The following is a 20901-nucleotide window of genomic DNA, read 5'->3' as shown; positions in this document are numbered from 1 at the left end:
TTATTCTGTTTAGTGTTTTTTTGTTGTATTTCCGTTTTGGATCCTATGGGTCCTGTAATAATCTATCAATCCGTCAATGGGTCGTTGTAAGACCTTTCCCAACTGTAATCCATGTTCCTTACAGCTGTCGCGTAGGATCTTTTCTGAAAAATGAGCAATGGAGCCCATAAAATGTATCGGCACCTTCTTTGCTTCGGAAAACGGAAGCACCCTGCAAGCTATGAACTCATCGACCCCTTTCCGAATCAGTTGGTAAAAATAATCGTTTATCGCTTCCGAAGTAAAAATAAATTCAGCAAAAGAAGCAAGATACGCATTCGCATTTGTGCGTTTGTATAAGTTCAGCTTGATGGTATCGGGTTCCAGATCGAACCTGGCGGCAAATTCTGATGCTGTCTCGGCAGGCATCCGCCCATAAAAATAATCCCGAAGCAATTGTTTGCCAAAATAGTTGCCACTGGCCTCATCCATCACCGAATAGCCCAAGGAAGGCGCCACCGTACGTAAGGTTGTTCCGTCAAAATAACAGCTGTTTGAACCTGTTCCCAGGATACACACAATACCCGGAGTGGTGGTGACAGCGTGAACCGCTGCAACCATATCTTCTTGAACCGATATGGTAGCCTGCGTAAAGATCCGGCTTAAGGTGGCCTGCAACATGGCGACCGGTGTTTTTGTGCTGCAACCGGCCCCATAGAAATCAAGGATGGTCACCTTTTCTACCACACTTTGCAAGGCATTGTTCGAGAGGATGCGTCTTTCGATCTCTTCTTGTGGCACCACCGCCGGATTCAACCCGGGTGTCTGGGTCTTAAGCAGCACGTCACCGCTGTGATCCATCAAGATCCAGTCGCATTTGGTCGAACCGCCATCGGTAAATAGAATCATAATTAAAGGGTTGCCACGTGTACTGCCAAGTCGATAAGTTTGGCAGAATATGCATACTCATTATCGTACCAAGCCACTAACTTAAAGAAATTATCATTAAGGGCAATGCCGGCTTCGGCGTCAAAATTACAGGTATGAGGATCACTCACAAAATCTTGTGAAACGACGGGGGAATCAATATACTGCACAATGCCTTTATACGATCCTGATGCCGCTTCTTTAAAAATAGCTTTGATCTCGTCGAAAGTAGCAGGTTTCTCCGTGCGTACGGTAAGATCGACCACCGAAACGTCTGTCGTTGGGACACGAAACGCCATCCCGGTCAATTTCCCTTTTAGTTCGGGTATCACCTTGGTCACCGCTACGGCTGCTCCGGTTGTGGTAGGGATGATATTGCTAAGCGCACTGCGTCCTAAACGATAGTTCTTTCGTGAGGGTTGGTCTACGGTAGACTGGGATGCCGTAACCGAATGGACGGTGGTCATTAGCGCCTCTACAATACCCAGCTTCTCGTGTAGGATCTTGGCCATTGGAGCCAAGCAATTGGTGGTGCAGGAAGCATTCGAAACGATAGCGTCTGAAGCTTTTACTTCGGAATGATTCACTCCCATAACAAACATGGGAGCTGTTTTAGAGGGTGCCGAGATCACGACCTTCTTTGCACCTGCTTTTAGATGACCTGAAGCTGCTTCGACCTCTTTAAAGATTCCTGTGCAATCCAAAATGATCTGTGCTCCTACGGCATCCCACTTTAAATTTGAAGGATCCTTTTCGGAAGATACACGAATTGTTCGTCCATCTACCAAGAGATTGCCGTTCTTAACTTCTACCGTTCCCGAATATTTTCCATGTACCGAATCGTATTTTAAAAGATAGGCCAGATGTTCTACGTCCAGCAGGTCGTTTACCGCCACTACCTCCAATGCGGGATTTTGTGCCGCAATCCTAAATGCAATTCTTCCAATACGTCCAAAACCGTTAATTCCAATTTTTATACTCATCTATTCAATCCTGTTTATCTCGTTGTCAAGTACAACCTTCATTATTATATTCATGTGCTCAGATTAGATCGAAGTGATATCTGCTACACGTATTAGTTCTTCGTCAATGACATTGGTTCCTTTTATCGCTTCTGTAAAAGGAACAGACACTACTTTATTATGCACCAGCCCAATCATGACATCTCGTTCCCCGCGAAGCAAAGCATCAATAGCACCAACCCCCAGTCTGCTTGCCAAGACCCTGTCATAACAACTGGGTGCTCCGCCCCGTTGTATGTGACCTAATACGGTGACCCGTACTTCGTATTCCTGCAAATGGTCTTCGATGTATTTTGCGAGTTCAAAAATATTCTTTCCTATCTGGTCACCTTCAGCCACCACCACGATGCTTGAAGTCTTCCCGGATTTCTTACTTCGTTTTAAAGAAGAGACAAGCCGTTCTCGACCCAAATTCTGCTCCGGGATAAGGATCTCTTCGGCTCCTGCGCCAATTCCGGCGTTTAAAGCGATATCTCCTGCATCGCGCCCCATGACCTCTACCAAGAACAACCGGTTGTGGGAATTAGCGGTGTCCCGTATCTTGTCGATGGCCTCCACTACTGTGTTTAAAGCAGTATCATAACCAATGGTAAAATCGGTTCCATTGATATCATTGTCAATGGTTCCCGGTAATCCTACCACCGGAAAGTTGTGTTCCTCATTAAAGACGATCGCTCCGGCAAAAGTGCCATCGCCACCAATTACGACCAAGGCATCTACCTTTTCTTTCCTTAGGGCATCGTAGGCTTTTTGCCGACCTTCCTTCGTTCGAAATTCTTTGGAACGGGCCGATTTTAAAAAGGTGCCGCCTCTGTTGATGAGATTCTTTACAGAACGGGCGTCCAATTGCTTAAAATCACCTTCTATGAGCCCCTGAAGACCACGATAAACGCCCACACATTCCAATTGATGATAGGCGCACGCACGTACCACTGCACGGATGGCAGCATTCATGCCCGGCGAGTCACCACCACTGGTTAAAACAGCAACTTTTTTTATTTCGGTATTCATTACGGTAAAACTATGATTTAATTTTAAAGAGCACAATGACTTGAGTCATTTTTATCACAGTATTGCGGGCTTTATGCTAACGACAAGAATCTTTCATTTTGGTAAAAAAATACGTGTTTGTACGTATGGACTTGCGTACTTATGAAATTTATCTTTGGTATTGAATTAGTGAATAGGTATCGGAATATTTTTTGTGGGGATAGAAAATTTTTTCGATGCGCTTTTTAGAAGTTGCTTAAACGCTTTTAAAATTTACTAAGTTAGGTTTGTTATAGCGTCCAGGTGAAGACCGGGACGCTTTTTTTATACCCTATCCTTTCTAATTATTTTTGAAGAATTGTAAACTCTATAGACGAGTCATTAAAGACCTTGTGAGTTTGTTTCTGAAAATCACTTTCCTTTGCTTCAAAGATATTGGGAACGTACGTTTGCGGATTGAGATCGATCAAAGGGAACCAGGTGCTTTGAACTTGCACTTGAATCTTATGACCTTTTTTAAACGTGTGGTGTACATCCTGTAGTTTGATCGTTACCGGAGTTTTTGTGTCGGGAACAAAGGGTTCGGGATTGCTGAAATCATTTCTGAAACGACCTCGCATCACTTCACTGCGAACCATCATGTGGTAATTGCTCATCTTTAGATAATCCTGCGTTTCTTCATAATCGGGTGCGTCCGGTGGATATACATCTACCACCTTCACGATCCAATCGGCATCCGTCCCTGTTGTGGCCACCTGCAATCTAGCAAGAATGTCGCCGGCCAGTGTGATATCCTCTGTTAACACAGGAGTTTCAAAGACTAGAACATCGGGGCGTCGTGCTGCGAAACGTTGATCGTCCGTCATGTACTTTCGGGGGGTGAATACCATCTTGATATCTTCGGAATAAGGCACCGGTTTCTTTGGGTCACTTACAAATTCTTCGAAGGTGAAGCTTTTTTCAGCAAAAGGATTGAGACGTTGCCCCTTCTGAAGCCAATAGGTTTTTTTTGAAGTGTTTTTCGGTGGCCATTCAGAATAACTGTTCCATTCACGCGATCCGGAATCGAACATATACGCTTCAGGCAGCCCTGTGTTCCCGTCACCAGCTCCTTTTAAAAAGTGATTGAAGAATTTTGTTTCTACATCTCGCTGGTAATCTCTGGACAGGTTATCCCCAAAATACACATTACCAATCGCCTGCCGCACATTGAGTCGGGCCCAGTCGCCATGACTCCAGGGGCCAAACACCAGCGTGTTATACGTATCGCTGGTTTCTTCTATGGTTTCATAGGTTTCAAAAGGTCCGTACAGATCTTCGGCGTCAAACAAACCGCCTACAACCATTACGGCCGGTTTTATATTCTTTAAATGCTGAATGATCCCGCGAGAACGCCAAAATTCATCATAATTGGGATGCTCTTTCAATTGCTGCCAAAACACGTTATCTTCTTTGTAGTATTGATCTAGGTTGGATAAGGGTCCAATGTCCAGAAAGAATTGATACTGGTCTTCAGTCCCCAGTTCGGGAAAAGAATACCAAGCTTCGGTGGTAGGCTGGATCTTCTCATATCCAAAAACGGCAGTGGCACGCCAATAGCTTAGCAAATATGCTCCGTTGTGGTGAAAATCGTCAAAAAAGAAGTCTCCTATACACGCCTGGGGTGAAGATGCCTTTAACGCCGGATGTGCATCCAGCAATGAGTAGGTAGCGTAGAAACCCGGATAGGAAATCCCCCAGGTACCCACTCGCCCGTTGTTATTGGCAACATTCTTCACTAACCAATCAATACTGTCGTACGTATCGCTGGCCTCATCCACCTGATTTCCTGTCTTGTTGGGGATATAGGCACGCATATTGTCATACACACCTTCACTATTCCAGCGACCGCGAACATCCTGATATACAATAATGTTCTTCTCCTTCATTAGAAACTCATTGGGACCGATCTTAGAACGAAACTGATCTTCCCCATAGGGTTGACAACTATACGGTGTTCGTTGAAACAAAATGGGGTACGAATTCGATGTATCCTTTGGGGCATAGATCACGGTAAACAACTTCACACCGTCCCGCATTGTGATGTAGGTTTCGGTTTTGGTGTAATTATCCTTTACAAACGTATCTTCTTGCGCAATGGCAAACGTTCCTAAAAGAATGGCAATAACGATTAAAAGGCTGCGTTTCTTCATGATTTATTTTTTTGCTTCAGAAAAGTTCTTTAATCCTTCTTTCAGCCAATACAAGTATTCATCGGCGTCGGGCGTATATGCGGCTGGCTTGTTCAGAAGGTTAAAATCAGCATCCATCAAGACATAATAGGGTTGCGAATTGTTCTGAAAGTTCAGTGTCTGGAAGGTAGCCCATTTATCTCCCACCGTTTTAATGGACTTCACACCACCTTTGGGTTTCAGGTAATTGAATTTTTCGTCCTCTTCCAGTTCTTTCCTGTCATCCACATAGAGCGAAATAAGTACGTATTCGTTATTGATAACATCAAAAATATCATCCCTGCTCCACACCTGCTCTTCCATCTTTCTACAATTTACACATGCCCAGCCCGTAAAATCGATCATGATAGGTTTCCCTGATGCTTTTGCCGCTGCTACGCCGGCTTCAAAGTCCTTATAGGCCTCTAAGCCCAAGGGTGCTTCGGTTTCTTTATCGTACAGACTGTAGAACAATGGCGGTGGAAACCCACTTAACAATTTTAAGTTCGCATAACTGGAATTGGTGAGACCCGGCACCAGATACAACATAAAAGCAAAGCTTACAACGCCAACCAATATATTACCTACTGGAGGTCTTTTTTTCTTAGGTCCATCGTGTGGAAAACGAATCACGCCAAACAGATACAAAGCCATTCCCAAAGCACACAGGATCCAGATCCCGATAAAGATCTCGCGCTTCAATAATCCCCAGTGCTCTACAAGATCGGCGTTGGAAAGGAATTTAAACGCAAGTCCCAGTTCAATAAATCCAAGGACTACTTTTACCGTGTTCAACCAGCCTCCGCTTTTCGGAAGATTGTTCAACCAGTTAGGAAACATGGCAAAGAGTGCGAACGGCAGTGCGAGCGCCAGACCAAATCCACCCATTCCGAAGCTAAGTTGCATGGCGCCACCGTCACTGGTAAGAGAACCACCTAAGAGGGAACCCAATATAGGTCCGGTACATGAGAAAGAAACGATCGCCAATGTAAGAGCCATAAAAAAGATCCCAATAAAGCCACCTATACTGGTCGCTTTGCTGTCCATTCTTGAACTCCATGAACTTGGTAAGGTGATCTCGTAAAATCCGAAGAAGGAAAACGCGAATACCATAAAAATGATAAAGAAGATCACATTAAGCGTCACATTGGTAGAAATGTTGTTCAGTATCTCCGGATCCAGCGAATCCAACAGATGGAACGGAAGACTTAAGAGCACATAGATCAAAAATATAAACAAACCGTACAGGATCGCATTGGCCAAACCATTCTGTCTGTTCTTCGCACTTTTGGTAAAAAAGGATACCGTCAAGGGTATCATGGGGAACACACAAGGCGTAAGTAAGGCAATTAAACCTCCAACAAATCCTAGAAGAAAAATGGTGAGAAAACCTTTTTCCTCGCTTTCATCGTCCGGTTCAAATCGTTCTTTGCCCTTTAGGTCTATGGACAGGGCAGCTGTTTTTTCGAGATCGGCTTCTGTGAGTTCTGCAGACGTTGCTGTAGCCGATGCATCATTCAACCCCAGCTTGAAATTTTTAGTATCGGGTGGTAAGCATTTTTCATCATCACACACCGAGTAGTAGATCTCTACTTCAATGGAGAGATCCTCAGGATTTATTACACGAATGGGTTGGATAAAAACCGCTTTCTTTTCAAAAAAAACAATATCTGCTTCAAAGACAGGATCCCATATAGGATCCACTTCCGGCTCCTGTGTCTTCCCAATAAGCTCAAACGTTTCAGCAGTAGCGTTAAAAGCAAACTCTGTTGGGATGGGTCCAAGCTCCACGTCTGCTTCTTCCTGACTGTAAAGATGCCAACCTTGGTCGATGTTTGCAGTCATTATTATATTATACACATTGTCCTTTTCCTGCTCCACGGTTACTTTCCATGAAACGGGGTCGAGGATCTCTTGAGCAAGCATGGGAGAAAAAAATAAACCAAAGAAAATGAGGAGTGCACTAAACTTTTTCATACTGTATTTAGGGAGTTGTTGTAATTTCTAGAATGTGTTCTGTTTTATCTGTTGCTTTAAATCTATCGTCCATTCGCATCCCAACGACCCAAATAATTCGATCTTCACTACACAACAGCCAAATGTTTTCTTTCGCCACCAAAGATAACTTTTCATCTTTAAAAAACTTACTCAATTTCTTTTTTCCTTGCATGCCAATGGGTTGAAAAATATCACCCTTTCGCCATTTTCGAAGTTGTAAAGGATACGATATTTTATCCTTATCTACATAAATCGTACTAGGAGTCGTATTCCCTATCTTCTTGGTAGATTTAAACTGAAGACTTTGGGGATAATTGATTTTTTTTTCATTTTCTGAAATAAAAAAGTCAATATTTCTTTCTTCCGAAGGGATCTCGGTAAGCAAGAACACGTCTCTGTCTTTTAGCAAACGGTGGGATACTGAAAAAATTTGCTTTCCGGATTGTGCCGTAATAAGGTCCGAAATATCTTCCCAGGAGGTAAATCCAAAAGGTGCCAATAACTCATAAAGCAGCGCTTCGGTATGAGGCAACTCTTCCAGTTTAATAATATCGATCTTATAACCCCCCTCAATTTCCGAAATGGCCAAATTGTAAATAAGTGCCATATAATCTTCGATAAGATCACGGCTTGATTGTAAGTGTTCCCGGGTTTTTTTAAAATTCTGAAGCACTTGTGGAGCAAGGTCTTTGTACTTAGGCAGTACCTCCAGACGTAATTTGTTTCGTTGATACTCGGTCTTGAGGTTGCTGCTGTCTTCCCGCCAATACCACTTCTGTTGCTTAGCAAAGTCTATGATCTCTTTTCGGGTAAAGGGAAGCAACGGTCGTACAATACTGTCGTTTTGCGCAGGGATGCCCGTTAAACCTCGCAATCCCGTGCCTCGAGTGAGATTGATAAAGAAGGTTTCCAGATCGTCGTCGGCGTGATGTGCTGTTAAAATATAATCGTATTGAAAATCCTTCAACAATTCTCCAAACCAGCGATACCGCAATTCGCGGGCTGCCATTTGAGTAGATAGCTTAGAGGCTGTCGCATACGCCTTTGTATCGAAGGTTTCCGTATAGACCGGCACCGAAAGCCTTTCGGCGAGATCGATCACAAAAGCTTCGTCCTCGTCACTTTCTGCGGCGCGCAGCGAGAAGTTACAATGTGCCAGTCCTATTTCAAAAGTAAGCAGGTGCATAGCACGAGCAAGGACCACACTATCCAAACCGCCACTACAGGCTATCAATAACTTCTTTCCATGTAAGAAAGAAAAGTTCTTGGCAATATGATCTTGTAAGGTCTCGAGCATGTTCAAAGGTACATCTATAGTGCTTAACATTCCAATACTTCGCGCATGGCTTTCGCTTTTAAAAGACACTCCTCATATTCGTTCTCGATACGAGATTGAGCAGTAATGGCACCGCCCACAGAAAAGCTAACATATTTTTTTTGAGCGTTATACAAAATGCTTCTAATTACGACATTGAAATCGAAATCACCGTTGGGTGCAAAATAACCCAGAGCGCCGCTGTATACACCGCGCCTGGAATCTTCCAATTGTTCGATGATCTTCATGGCCGAAATCTTAGGAGCTCCCGTCATGCTTCCCATGGGAAACGTATTCTTTAGAATAGCAACAGCCGATAGGTCGTCATCCACTTCACAGGAGATGGTCGATATCAATTGATGCACTTGTTGAAAAGTATAGACCGTACAGAGTTCATCCACTCGCACACTTCCTTTTTTAGCGATACGAGAGAGGTCATTGCGTACAAGGTCTGTGATCATTATATTCTCGCTTCGTTCTTTGGGATCATGCAACAGCTCCATCCGAATCCTGTGGTCTTCTGCGACATCCGGGACTCGTTTCGCGGTCCCTTTTATGGGTTGTGACATCACGTGATTTCCTCGCTTCTTCACATAACGCTCCGGTGAGGCCGACAGGATATAATGATAACCCAGTTTCAGGTATCCGGCGAAAGGGGGATTCGAGATCGTATTCAAATGATGGTATGTTCTAAGGGGATCGATGGCTGTCCCTTCAGAAAAGAACTCCTGACAAAAATTGGCTTCGTAAATATCGCCGCGTTCAATATGACGCATCAACTGCGCTACTTTTTCAAAATAGGCATCCTTAGAAGTGCGCAACTGTATTTTTAGCGGACTGTTCTCTTGGTTGTCTGTTGCTTCGGAAATAATTGTAACTAGGATCTCTTGCCAATCCCGGTCCATTTCGTCTGCTACAAGAGGTAGATACTGTAGTGTGACTTCCGTTTCAGAAAAAAGAAAGACTTTTTTAGGCTGAAAGAAATAAAGGTCCGGAAATTCCAGTGCATCATGATTCTGGGACGAAAGTGCTTCAAGGTCGTTCTTTAGATCATACCCCAGATATCCGAACCACCAATCACGATTGGAAAGGTATTCCTCCAGGTCGTTAAAAGCCCCGGCAGCATCGGTAACCAGCGAAGTAAGACCGTCTACTGCCAGCACGGCCTCATAGTGTGAATCCATCTGTTCGTATTGATTAGAATCCAACCAGACCACCTCCTCATACTGCTGTGCCCATTGCAAAATGCGCTGCTTTGCATTTTCGTCCAGCGTAAAAGTGATCTTTTTTTCACTACGCATTACGAGTCGATTTGATGTAAGAAATTTTGAAGGACATCGATGAATCCAAGATATAAGGTCTCATTTGTGATCTTTTTATCGGTTACTGAAAAATTTTCAGAAAAGGATGGAAAAGAGAAGCTTTCAACGATCTCTGCACCAAAACGCGGAAGCGTATCTTTGGTATATGCCATGGCCGAAGCAGCGCCTCGTTTCCCATTAGAAGTACTCATAAGGAGCACCTTCTTCCCATCTAAAAACTTTCGATCCAGACGAGACAACCAGTCGGTTACATTCTTAAAAAAGGCAGAAACCATTCCGTTGTGTTCATTCACCGAGATCAGTAGCGCGTCGGCTTCACGGATCTCATTCTTCAGCAAGGTCAACTCCACGGAATAACCGTCTTGTTTTTCGATATCTTCACTAAACAAGGCCAAATTGTAATCGGTGAGACGGATCACTTTCACTTGGTGATCGGCTATTTGAGAAGCCGCAAAAAGAACCAATTCATGGTTTATAGAAGTACTGCTGTTGCTGCCTGCAAAGGCCAAAATCTTTTTCATTGTTCAAAGATATTCAAATTAATAGAAACCAAATCAAGGTCTTTTCCTACAAATAAATGCAAAAAATGAGGTTATTTCTTACAAATAGAATGCGCTTCATCGATTTTTGATTACATGTTATCGAATTCTTTTGAAATACAACCGTTTATGTTTGGCAACAAACAATTTCCGTTCTAATATTGCTCCACGATAACCCCAAATTATCATTACTTATGAAGAAAACTACTTATGCAATTATTGCACTGTTATTAGTTGCTTTTGCCCCCGCAATCGCACAAGTTGGCATTGGAAATACGAGTCCTAAAAGTATTCTGGACATTTCCGCATCAAATCCTTCCGCTCCCACAAACTTGGATGGCATATTAATTCCTAGAATTACCTCTTTTCCCGATATTGAGCCTGGTGAGGCACAAGATGGAATGATGGTCTTTTTGACAACCGCAGTAGGTACAAACGACAAAGGCTTTTACTATTGGGATAACCCCTTATCTAAATGGATTTCTGTAGGATCGGAAGAATGGAAACCCGGTCAGAATGATTCCGGAGATAAGTTGATTTATGCTACTCGAGCCAAATTAACAGGCACCGATATGGTTATAACCGATGATGGACGAATTGGATTCGGAACGAGTGACCCTGTTGAACGATTCGAATTTAGAGGACCAGGTGATAATGATTTTCAAATAACCAGTGCCAATACAAATCCGCCAAACTTTATACTCTATAACACTGGTGGTACCATCGATACTCCTACAGCTTTAGCGACCGATCAAGAAATTGGAGCCCTCGTGATTAAAACTCATGATGGGACCGGTGTAAGGGAGAACGGAGGGTTTCGATTTTATATGGATGGAACTCCTACTCCGGGTAGTGTTCCTTCTAAATTTGTGATTAGCACAACGCCAGACGGATCTGTGTCCCAAAGAGAACGAATCATTGTTCGAAGTACAGGTAATGTTGGTATTAGTGAACCAAATCCCACGGCCTCTGTACACATCCGTGCTGGAAGCACTGCTGCAGGTTCGGCTCCCTTGAAATTTACTCCGGGTGCCAACTTATCTGCTCCGGAAGCAGGAGCAATGGAATTCGATGGGAACAATTTATACTTTACCCCTTCAACAGTACGTCAAACGATCTTTAAAGGTTTATCTAATTCAGCTTCTTTAAACTTTCCGGTAATTGCTGCAGGAAACTCTTCCGACCTAACGATTACTGTGCCAGGTGCTTCCGTTGGAGATGTTTGCATGATAGCACCCAATGGCGCCATCGAAACTGGTCTTTCATGGAACGGTTTTGTAAGCGCTGCAAATACGGTTACTGTAAGAGTTTTTAATATACGCTCTACCTCTGTTGATCCTGCTGCGAGAAGTTGGAGAGTTAATGTGTTAAAATAATGTGTTCATCGATCACCCCGCAATACGATTGATGAAAAACAAAAACCATCTGCAAAAGCAGATGGTTTTTTATTGAATTGACTTTTAATATAATTATACGTGAAGGGCTCTGTCTTCGGTAGCGGCTAAAGCTGCTTCTTTTACCGCTTCTGCATACGTTGGGTGCGCATGGCTCATACGGGCAATATCCTCTGCACTTGCACGAAATTCCATAGCAGCAACCGCCTCTGAGATCAAATCGGCGACACGGGCTCCAACCATGTGTACACCCAGTACTTCATCGGTTTCTTTATGCGCAAGGATCTTCACAAAACCATCGGTATCACCACTGGCGCGTGAGCGACCCAAAGCTCGCATTGGGAACTGTCCTACCTTATATGCCACACCGGCTTCGGCAAGTTGTTCTTCCGTCTTACCTACCGATGCAACTTCAGGCCAGGTATAGACAACTCCGGGAATTAGGTTGTAATCGATATGTGGCTTCTGCCCCGCAATGATTTCAGCAACAAATACACCTTCTTCTTCAGCTTTATGTGCTAACATCGCTCCGCGAACCACATCGCCTATTGCATAAATATTCTTCACATTGGTCTGTAGGTGTTCATTCACTTCTACCATTCCGCGTTCATTGATCTTTACTCCTGCGTTTTCAGCTTTAAGACCGTCGGTAAACGGACGGCGCCCTACTGAAACCAGACAGTAATCTCCTGTAAAACTTACTTCCTTATCTTTCTTGTCGGTTGCGGTAACCGTGACCTCATTCTTCTTTCGAGATACGGCAGAAACCTTATGTGAAACGTAGAATTTCACACCTTGTTTCTTCATCACCTTGGTAAGTTCCTTACTTTGTGCACTATCCATTGTAGGGATGATCCTATCCATGTATTCAACGACCGATACCTCAGCTCCAAGTCTGCGATAGACCTGACCTAACTCCAATCCTATCACACCGCCCCCAATCACAATGAGATGCTTGGGTATTTCGGTGAGTTCTAAAGCTTCGGTTGAGGTAATGATACGTTCTTTATCTATTTTAATGAAAGGCAAGCTTGCCGGTTTACTTCCTGTAGCAATAATGGTATTCTTGGCTTCGATGGTTTCTTTCTTCTCGCCATCGATCTCGATATGTGTAGCGTCCTTAAATGAGCCGGTTCCTGTAAAAACATCTACTTTATTCTTGTTCATCAAGAATTCGATGCCTTTTGTAGTTTGATCCACAACCGATTGTTTTCGCTCGATCATTTTCTTAAAATTGAGCTTGATCTCTCCCGGGATCTCGATCCCATGCGCTTCAAAATGCTTCAGCGCATCCTCATAATGATGTGACGAATCCAGCAGTGCCTTACTTGGAATACATCCCACATTTAAACACGTACCCCCAAGTGTATTATATTTTTCGATGAGTGCGGTCTTCATTCCCAGTTGGGCGCAACGTATAGCAGCGACATACCCCCCGGGGCCGGAACCGATTATTGCAACATCATAGGTGCTCATAAAGTAAATTTTAGATTAACGATTCACCAAGGCAAGAGCTTCGGTGTTTGCAGTTGCAAAAGTACAAATGTTTTATGGTTGAACAAGACGGTTCCATGCTCAAAATTAGCTTTCCTTTTTCTTCTTCGGAAGGAAGTAAGATAATCGGAAATCAGCTAAGGGTTAGAACGGTTGTGTTCTTTACTTTATTGATTGAAAACGAACTTTGCGTACTACCAATATGTTGTAAGGTGGTTAATTTTGAAACCATGAACATTCTAAAGTGCTCCATATCCTTGACCAGCACCTTTAGCAGATAGTCGTACTCTCCACTAACGTGAAAACACTCCAGTACTTCGGTGAGCTGGGTAACTTCAGATTCGAATTTGGTAAGATATTCCCTTGAGTGTTGTGTTAATTTTATCTGACAGAATACCAGCAACTCCAGATCTACTTTTTCCGGTTCCACCAAAGCTATATATTTTTGAATCACCCCTTCCCGCTCCAGTTTTTTAATCCGTTCGTATACCGCAGTGACCGAAAGATTCAGTTTATTGGAAAGTTCCTTATTGGTCTGTTTTGAATTGTGCTGCAGGTAGGATAGTAATGCTTTATCGGTAGAATCTAAAGGTATCATGCTGAAAAATTTTCAGCAAAATATGCAAAACACAGCTATTTTAGAAATATTTTCTGTCTAAACTTATATTTTAAGATTTATTAACTGTTTTCATGGACTTTTATTGACTTTAAATCTACTTACTAGTACATTTGAAATATATTTTATTCTGAAAACTATGGCATTTAAACCAGCAGACAAGATACAAGATCTTCAATATTTTGGAGAATTTGGCGGTGTAAATCCGTCCATATCCGATTCCTCTACCTATACGTTCCTATCGGCTAAAACCATGTTCGATACCTTCGAAGGAAATGCCGAAGGCTGTTATTTATATTCACGGCATACTACGCCTTCCAATCTATATCTTGGCGAAGCGCTAGCAGCCATGGAAGGTACAGAGACAGCCAATGTAGCGGCCAGTGGTATGGGAGCCATTGCACCTACCATCCTGCAGTTCTGTGAACAGGACGACCATATTGTTTCGAGCAGGACAATCTACGGCGGCACCTATGCTTTTTTAAAGAATTTCACGCCACGGCTTGGTATAAAGACTTCATTTGTCGATATCACCAAACTAGAAATGGTTGAAGCGGCGATAACGAGCAAGACCAAGATCATTTATTGCGAGTCTGTAAGCAATCCCTTATTGGAAATAGCCGATCTGGAAGGTCTGGCAGGGATCGCCAAGAAGCACAACATTCCGTTACTAGTGGATAACACCTTCTCTCCTTTAACGATCTCGCCAAAAAAACTAGGAGCAGATGTTGTTTTACACAGTTTGACCAAGTTCATAAACGGCAGCAGTGACACTATGGGTGGTGTGGTATGCGGAAGCCAGGAATTGATCGATACGCTTCGCAATGTTAATGACGGTGCCAGCATGCTTTTGGGTGCGTCAATGGACAGCTTGCGGGCAGCTTCCATTTTGAAGAACCTTCGTACTCTTCATATTAGAATAAAACAACACAGTCATAACGCCTTATATCTGGCCGAAAAGTTTGAAGCAGATGGCATAAAGACGGTGTATCCCGGACTAACCTCCCATCCCGGACATGAGTTGTTCAAGAAAATGATGAACAAAGAATATGGATATGGCGGCATGCTAACCATAGATGTTGGAAGTTTGGACAAGGCCAATCAACTCATGGAACTTATGCAGGAACGAAATTTAGGGTATCTCGCCGTAAGTCTGGGCTTTTATAAAACACTATTTAGTGCTCCCGGCACCTCGACATCTTCAGAGATCCCTGAAGAGGAACAGGCAGCGATGGGGCTTACCGACGGGTTGATACGTTTTTCCATTGGATTGGACAACGACATAGCGCGTACCTATCAAATGATGCGTGATTGCATGGTAGATCTTGGAATCCTTCAGGATCGATAAGACAAAAGGAGCACATATTGAACGCATTTTAGGACTGTTATTTGATATTTGCATAGCATTCAGCAAAATCGTAACATTACATTTCATTTCAACGACCCGTTTATGCAAAGCCAAGACATCAAGCCCCGAGAACCCCAAGACGAACATATTGTAGAGAATGCAGAACTCAATATCTGGGAAGCACTTATCCCTGTGTTTGCTTTAGTGGCCATGCTCTTTTACAATGTGTTTTTTGCCTTTGGCGACGATGCGCTAAGCGGAAGTAATCAATTTATCCTTATCATGGGTGCAGCCGTAGCGGCAGTGGTGGGGATCTACAATAAGGTAAGCTTCAATCAAATGATGGAAGAGGTTGCCGAAAACATAAAATCTACCGCCGGCGCCATTCTAATTCTATTAATGGTGGGAGCTTTGGCAGGTACGTGGCTTATAAGCGGTATTATTCCCACCATGATCTACTACGGTCTCCAGGTTTTGAATCCTACCATCTTTTTAGCTTCCTGTGTGATAATTTGTGCGATCATTTCGGTGGCAACGGGTAGTAGTTGGACCACTTCGGCAACCGTGGGTATTGCACTTATTGGTATTGCCGACGCTTTGGGAATTTCTTTAGGGATGACCGCCGGTGCTGTACTTTCCGGTGCTTATTTCGGTGATAAGATCTCTCCGCTAAGCGATACTACCAATCTGGCTCCGGCCATGGCAGGAACCGATTTGTTTACTCATATTCGGTATATGCTTTATACCACTGTTCCAACGATCTCTGTGACGCTCTTGATCTTTATTATTATAGGGCTCAATATTGATACCGCCGGAACGGCAGACACATCTGAAATACTCGCAGCAGTAGAGAGTGCCATTACTGTTAGTCCGTGGTTGTTCGTGGTGCCGTTATTGGTCATTGTACTTATCGTTAAAAAAACACCGCCTCTTATTGCTCTTCTTATTGGTACCTTGCTGGGAGGTATAGCAGCCCTTATCTTTCAACCTGACATTGTAGCAAGCATTGGAGGAGGAACCTCTTTAGATTTTACTTCAGGATATAAAGGGGTAATGAATGCGATCACGGTGGACACTGCAATTCCTACAGAAAATGCTGCGTTAAAAGATCTTTTTTCAGCCGGCGGGATGTCCGGAATGCTAGGAACTATATGGTTGATTCTTTGCGCGATGGTTTTTGGTGGAGTTATGGACGCCATAGGTGCTTTATCGGCCATTAGCAAAGCCTTGTTAAAACTGTTCCATACCACCTTTGGCCTTTTTGCCAGTACAGTAGCAAGTTGTTTGGCTTTGAACGTCACAGCGAGTGATCAATATTTGGCCATCGTGGTTCCCGGAAAAATGTATGCAAAGGCATTTAAAGAAAAAGGGCTCGCCCCCGAAAACTTAAGTCGGACGCTGGAAGACAGCGGGACGGTCACCTCGGTACTTGTCCCATGGAACACCTGTGGCGCATACCAGAGCGGCGTGTTAGGAGTTTCTGTAGCCGATTATTTCGTGTATGCATTCTTTAATTGGATGAGTCCGTTCACAACGCTTCTGTTTGCTGCTTTTAGAATCAAAATTCGGCAATTGACAGTGCCAAAAAAAGGGTAAGGAACCTTTCAGAATATTCACAAAAATTTAAGTGAAATTCCTTTTTTTATACTCTTTTGATTTGGTACTTTTGCAGGCTGAAAATAAGTACTAAAAATTCAAAAGAAAACTATGGCATTTGTAGGAAAAAAATTTCCAAATTTATTTGTTAACGCTATCGACAAAACAGGCGTTACTAAGAAAATAAACATCTTAGAAACCGCAAAATCGGAAGGTAAGAAGGTCATCCTTTTCTGGTATCCAAAAGACTTTACCTTTGTGTGCCCCACCGAGTTGCACGCGTTTCAAGCCGCTATGGAAGCGTTTGAAAAAAGAAATACCATTGTTATTGGAGCATCTTGCGATACTCCCGAAGTGCACTTTGCCTGGTTGAACACCCCAAAGAACCATGGTGGGATTGAAGGCGTAACCTACCCTATTTTAGCCGATACCAATAGAAACCTTTCGTCGCAGTTAGGTATTTTGGATATCACGAACGAGCGATATGATGAAGAAACCGGGAATGTACTGGTGGATGGTGACAATGTAACCTATAGAGCAACCTATTTGATCGACGAAGAAGGAACTGTCTTTCATGAAAGTATCAACCACATGCCCGTGGGAAGAAACGTCTCTGAGTTTCTACGATTGATCGATGCTTACGCGCATGTGCAACAAAACGGAGAAGTATGTCCTGCCAACTGGCAAGAAGGAGCTTCGGCAATGCACGCAGATCGCGAAGGTGTTGCACAATACCTCTCACAGCATTTAAATTAATTTTAGTTAAGTAGTTTAGTTTAGTAATTTAAGTTGGTTAAGCACCCTTTCTTCTGTTCACAGAAGGAAGGGTTTTTTGATGAATCAGATTTAAAAATACTACCCGAGTGGGTAATGACAGGAGTCAATAAAAAGCTGTACACTGTACGTGAAACGCTGCGAGTAGTGAGCACCGTTGATATCTGAAGTATTATTTGTATTTTTAAAGAGCTAACCAACTGTTTATGAAGAAGATATTTATATTTATTCTTCTTGTCTGTTTTATTTCTGAAATCAATTGGGCACAAAAGAACTATCGATTTCAAACCTATGGAGTAGATGACGGGCTTTCGCAGTCGAACATCCGCGTTATTCTTCAGGATTCGTTAGGGTTTTTGTGGTTAGGCACCGCCAAAGGGCTTAACCGATTTGACGGACAAACATTCAAGACCTACCAACCCTCAAAAGATTCCACACAATCGGGATTGGTGCATCAGGAAATTAACGACATTATTACTGATCGTGAAGGAATATTATGGATCGCTACGCTCAACGGACTTTCCAGATTCGACCCGAAACTTGATAAGTTTACCAATTTCAAAACTGTCGGTGATTGTATTGATTGTTTGATACGAGGACATATATCCACCCTCCTGGAAGATGGAGAATTTATTTGGATAGGAACCGCCGGTGGACTGTCACGCATTCACAAGACCGAATACACGATTACTTCCTGGCCTTATGTGGAAGGAGATACAGATGGTCCCAAAAAAACCTCCATTAGAGAAATGGTAAAACTCGACACCAATAAATTAGCGATCGCGTCCAACGAGGGAATTTCCATCTTTAACAGCCTCACTAATACCTTCACTCACATTACTGAAGCCGAAGGACTTTTAGAAAACAAGGTCCAGTCTTTGTTCCGGGATTCCAAAGGGCGCTTTTGGATAGGGTATGAAACACTGGGGATGAGTCTGCTTACCGGAAGCTGGGAAAAACCTACGTTCCGACACTATCCTTTTGGGAAAAACGGGCCCGCTCACGGTTTTGTATACTGTATTGAAGAAGCCCCCGACGGAAGACTATGGGTCGCTACGTTCAACGGACTCACGATCTTCGATACCAGAACAGAAACTTTTCAGCAAATTCACAAAACAAAGGGAGCACTACACACCCTGGCTTCCAATCAAATTCTATCGCTCTACCGTGACGATGCAAACAGGATGTGGATAGGTACGCAACTGGGACTAAACCTTTACGATCCTTACCTCGATCAATTCACCTACCTCGTTTCAGAAAAGAATAATGAACGTAGCCTTGCGGCCAATGAGACCTTTTCAATTTTTGAAGACTCCAAAGGAGGGCTATGGATCGGTAACTATGCAAACGGATTAACGGTAATTCACGATCTGGAGGGGGAAAAACACTTCCGTCACATAGCAGCAGGAAATGGTCTAAAACAACTCTCCGGCGCACAAGTATTGGATTTCGAGGAAGATGATCTGGGACGGATCTGGGTTGCTACATTTAATGGTATCAATATCATTGATTGGCCGGATCGCAACACAGATCAATTTACGATACGTCGGTTCCCACTTACATCCGTACCCAATAACCCTCACCTGTCACAATACACCTATATGGTAACAAAAGGCCCCAATGGAACCATGTGGATAGGAACTCACGGTGCAGGAGCCATAATGATTAGTCCTGATGGACAAATGAAACAATATTGTTTTCAAGACAAACCACAAGGCATCACAGAAAACATTGTATTGAATATCGCTTTCGATGATAAAGAACGGGTGTGGTTAGCTCATAATCCCCTTGGGATTTCAACTATAGATACGTATGAAACTACAGATTTCTTTACTCATATTGCCCCTAATCCTTTGTTCCAGCTCAACAGCATACATCAAATTTTGTTCGATTTCAATAACGGCGTTCTTATAAGTACCGATACCGGGCTCATCCATTTCAAGGACAAAGATGCGCTGCGAACCGGTACAAATACACAATTTACAGTGTTTGATGAAGCAGCAGGAGTAAGCGACGATGTGGTTTATGGTATTGAAAAAATCAAGGAGGGTACTTATTGGCTCAGCACAGGAAATGGATTGTCCATTTTAAATACACAAACCAAGGAAGTAGTGCCCATAAAAGAAGTGCTTGGTCCCTTTAACTTTGAGTTCAATCAGGGTGCTTCGGAATTTACAAAAGACGGAACTCTATATTTTGGAGGGGTTGACGGCGTTGTGTCGATACGTCCGGAGGCCTTTCAAAAAAACAAAAACCCACCTCGTGTGTACTTGTCGGATGCCCGTATATTAAACGAACCTATACCCATTTCTGAAGCGAAGACAAAAAAAACCAGTCTTCCAATGGATATGATCTATCTGAACAAACTAACATTACAACCAACCGATAAGATCGTATCCTTTTCGATACAACCCGTCAATTTTACACTTCCGAAGCAAACTACCTTTTCCTATAAATTAGAAGGTTTTGATGAGGGCTGGACAACCACTACCAATCCTGTAATAACACGTTCCAATCTCGATCCGGGGACCTACACCTTGATAGCCAAAGCTGCGAATAATGACGGTCTATGGAGTGAACCTGTTGCGTTACAAATAGAAATGATCCCGCCTTGGTATCGCACTTGGTGGGCCTATATCCTGTTTGCAATGGGCGTAGTAGGTCTCGTATATATGCTGCTCAAATTACGGTTGCAACAAGAGCGCAAAGTAGAGTTAGCAAGAGCCCAGGAGCGTGATATCTTTCGAAAAAGAAGCTCTCGTGACTTTCACGACGAAGCCGGCACGCGCATTACTCGCATCGCTTTGATCACGGAGCTCGCCCGATTGGAATCGAAAGATAATTTGGAGCTACAACAATACCTGACTCAAATAGATGATAACCTGCAGGATCTCAATAACGGGATGCGGGATTTTATTTGGACGTTGGATCCTGCAATGGATAATGCCTATGATACCTTAACGCGCTTTACCGAATTTGCAGGAAATTTCTGCGAATGTGCGGGAATACAGTTTAAATCCGAGGATTTATCTGCAGACCTAAAGTCGCGGGAACTCAATATGGCCGAAAGACGACATGTGTTATTGATACTTAAAGAGGCCCTTAACAACAGTGTAAAACACGGTGCCCCGAGCCTCGTACGCTTTGGCATCCTGCAACGTCCGGGAAAACTCATTGTAACCCTTGAAGACAATGGTAGTGGCTTTAAAACAGAAGAAAATAATGGTGGATACGGCCTCTCTAATATGCAGGAACGTGCCGAAGCACTCGGAGGGATCTTAACCATCGATTCCCACACCCGAAAAGGGACAAAACTCACCCTTACTTTGGAAACTACCCGCTTGGGTAATTGATTATCAGCGTTTTGAATTGTATCT

15 protein-coding genes are annotated in these 20901 nt (G+C 43.2%); 5 read left to right on the top strand and 10 right to left on the bottom strand.

What is annotated here, in order from left to right; genetic code table 11:
- Positions 1–9 precede the first annotated feature (9 nt).
- The 8 genes from JS40_RS01600 to JS40_RS01565 form a co-directional block, all read right to left on the bottom strand.
- Positions 10–888: an N-acetylglucosamine kinase gene (locus JS40_RS01600; protein ID WP_034257852.1), complete on the bottom strand. Its 879-nt coding sequence runs from the start codon at positions 886–888 to the stop codon at positions 10–12.
- A gap of 2 nt (positions 889–890) precedes the next feature.
- Positions 891–1889: a type I glyceraldehyde-3-phosphate dehydrogenase gene (gene gap / locus JS40_RS01595; RefSeq protein ID WP_034257851.1), complete on the bottom strand. Its 999-nt coding sequence runs from the start codon at positions 1887–1889 to the stop codon at positions 891–893.
- A gap of 63 nt (positions 1890–1952) precedes the next feature.
- Positions 1953–2939, bottom strand: coding sequence for a 6-phosphofructokinase (gene pfkA / locus JS40_RS01590; RefSeq protein WP_034257850.1), 987 nt, complete (start codon positions 2937–2939; stop codon positions 1953–1955).
- A gap of 323 nt (positions 2940–3262) precedes the next feature.
- Positions 3263–5110, bottom strand: coding sequence for a CocE/NonD family hydrolase (locus tag JS40_RS01585; protein ID WP_034257849.1), 1848 nt, complete (start codon positions 5108–5110; stop codon positions 3263–3265).
- A gap of 3 nt (positions 5111–5113) precedes the next feature.
- Positions 5114–7105, bottom strand: a complete 1992-nt coding sequence (locus JS40_RS01580; protein WP_034257848.1) for a protein-disulfide reductase DsbD family protein — start codon at positions 7103–7105, stop codon at positions 5114–5116.
- A 7-nt stretch (positions 7106–7112) separates the two neighbouring features.
- Positions 7113–8492, bottom strand: coding sequence for a tRNA lysidine(34) synthetase TilS (gene tilS, locus JS40_RS01575; protein ID WP_316932502.1), 1380 nt, complete (start codon positions 8490–8492; stop codon positions 7113–7115).
- Complete coding sequence (pabB, locus tag JS40_RS01570; RefSeq protein WP_034257847.1) at positions 8447–9742, bottom strand: aminodeoxychorismate synthase component I; 1296 nt, start codon at positions 9740–9742, stop codon at positions 8447–8449. Before pabB ends, tilS begins: the two co-directional genes overlap by 46 nt.
- Positions 9742–10284 carry an NADPH-dependent FMN reductase gene (locus JS40_RS01565; RefSeq protein ID WP_034257846.1) on the bottom strand — a complete coding sequence of 181 codons (543 nt, stop codon included), beginning with the start codon at positions 10282–10284 and terminating at the stop codon, positions 9742–9744. The genes pabB and JS40_RS01565 overlap by 1 nt, the downstream gene beginning before the upstream one ends.
- Before the next feature lie 212 nt (positions 10285–10496).
- Between JS40_RS01565 and JS40_RS01560 the strand changes: the two genes are divergently transcribed.
- Entirely contained in the window at positions 10497–11678 is a 1182-nt protein-coding gene (locus JS40_RS01560) for a hypothetical protein (protein WP_034257845.1), read from the top strand.
- A gap of 93 nt (positions 11679–11771) precedes the next feature.
- On the opposite strand, the gene lpdA is transcribed toward JS40_RS01560, so the two are convergent.
- Together lpdA and JS40_RS01550 are read right to left on the bottom strand one after the other, a co-directional pair.
- Positions 11772–13172: a dihydrolipoyl dehydrogenase gene (lpdA, locus tag JS40_RS01555; RefSeq protein WP_034257844.1), complete on the bottom strand. Its 1401-nt coding sequence runs from the start codon at positions 13170–13172 to the stop codon at positions 11772–11774.
- A gap of 151 nt (positions 13173–13323) precedes the next feature.
- Positions 13324–13785: an Lrp/AsnC family transcriptional regulator gene (locus JS40_RS01550; protein ID WP_034261908.1), complete on the bottom strand. Its 462-nt coding sequence runs from the start codon at positions 13783–13785 to the stop codon at positions 13324–13326.
- 160 nt (positions 13786–13945) lie between these two features.
- Here JS40_RS01550 and JS40_RS01545 point away from each other — a divergent pair, with 160 nt between their 5' ends.
- From JS40_RS01545 to JS40_RS01530, 4 genes are all read left to right on the top strand, one after another.
- Positions 13946–15154, top strand: a complete 1209-nt coding sequence (locus JS40_RS01545; RefSeq protein ID WP_034257843.1) for an aminotransferase class I/II-fold pyridoxal phosphate-dependent enzyme — start codon at positions 13946–13948, stop codon at positions 15152–15154.
- 102 nt (positions 15155–15256) lie between these two features.
- Complete coding sequence (gene nhaC / locus JS40_RS01540; RefSeq protein WP_034261905.1) at positions 15257–16750, top strand: Na+/H+ antiporter NhaC; 1494 nt, start codon at positions 15257–15259, stop codon at positions 16748–16750.
- Positions 16751–16861: 111 nt separating this feature from the next.
- Entirely contained in the window at positions 16862–17506 is a 645-nt protein-coding gene (locus JS40_RS01535) for a peroxiredoxin (RefSeq protein WP_034257842.1), read from the top strand.
- Between the two features lie 224 nt (positions 17507–17730).
- Positions 17731–20877 carry a sensor histidine kinase gene (locus JS40_RS01530; RefSeq protein WP_034257841.1) on the top strand — a complete coding sequence of 1049 codons (3147 nt, stop codon included), beginning with the start codon at positions 17731–17733 and terminating at the stop codon, positions 20875–20877.
- Positions 20878–20901: the final 24 nt, after the last annotated feature.

The sequence above is a fragment of the Altibacter lentus genome (assembly GCF_000746845.1).
In the GTDB taxonomy this organism is placed as follows: Bacteria; Bacteroidota; Bacteroidia; order Flavobacteriales; family Flavobacteriaceae; genus Altibacter; species Altibacter lentus.
This window is presented reverse-complemented; position numbering and strand designations above follow the sequence as displayed.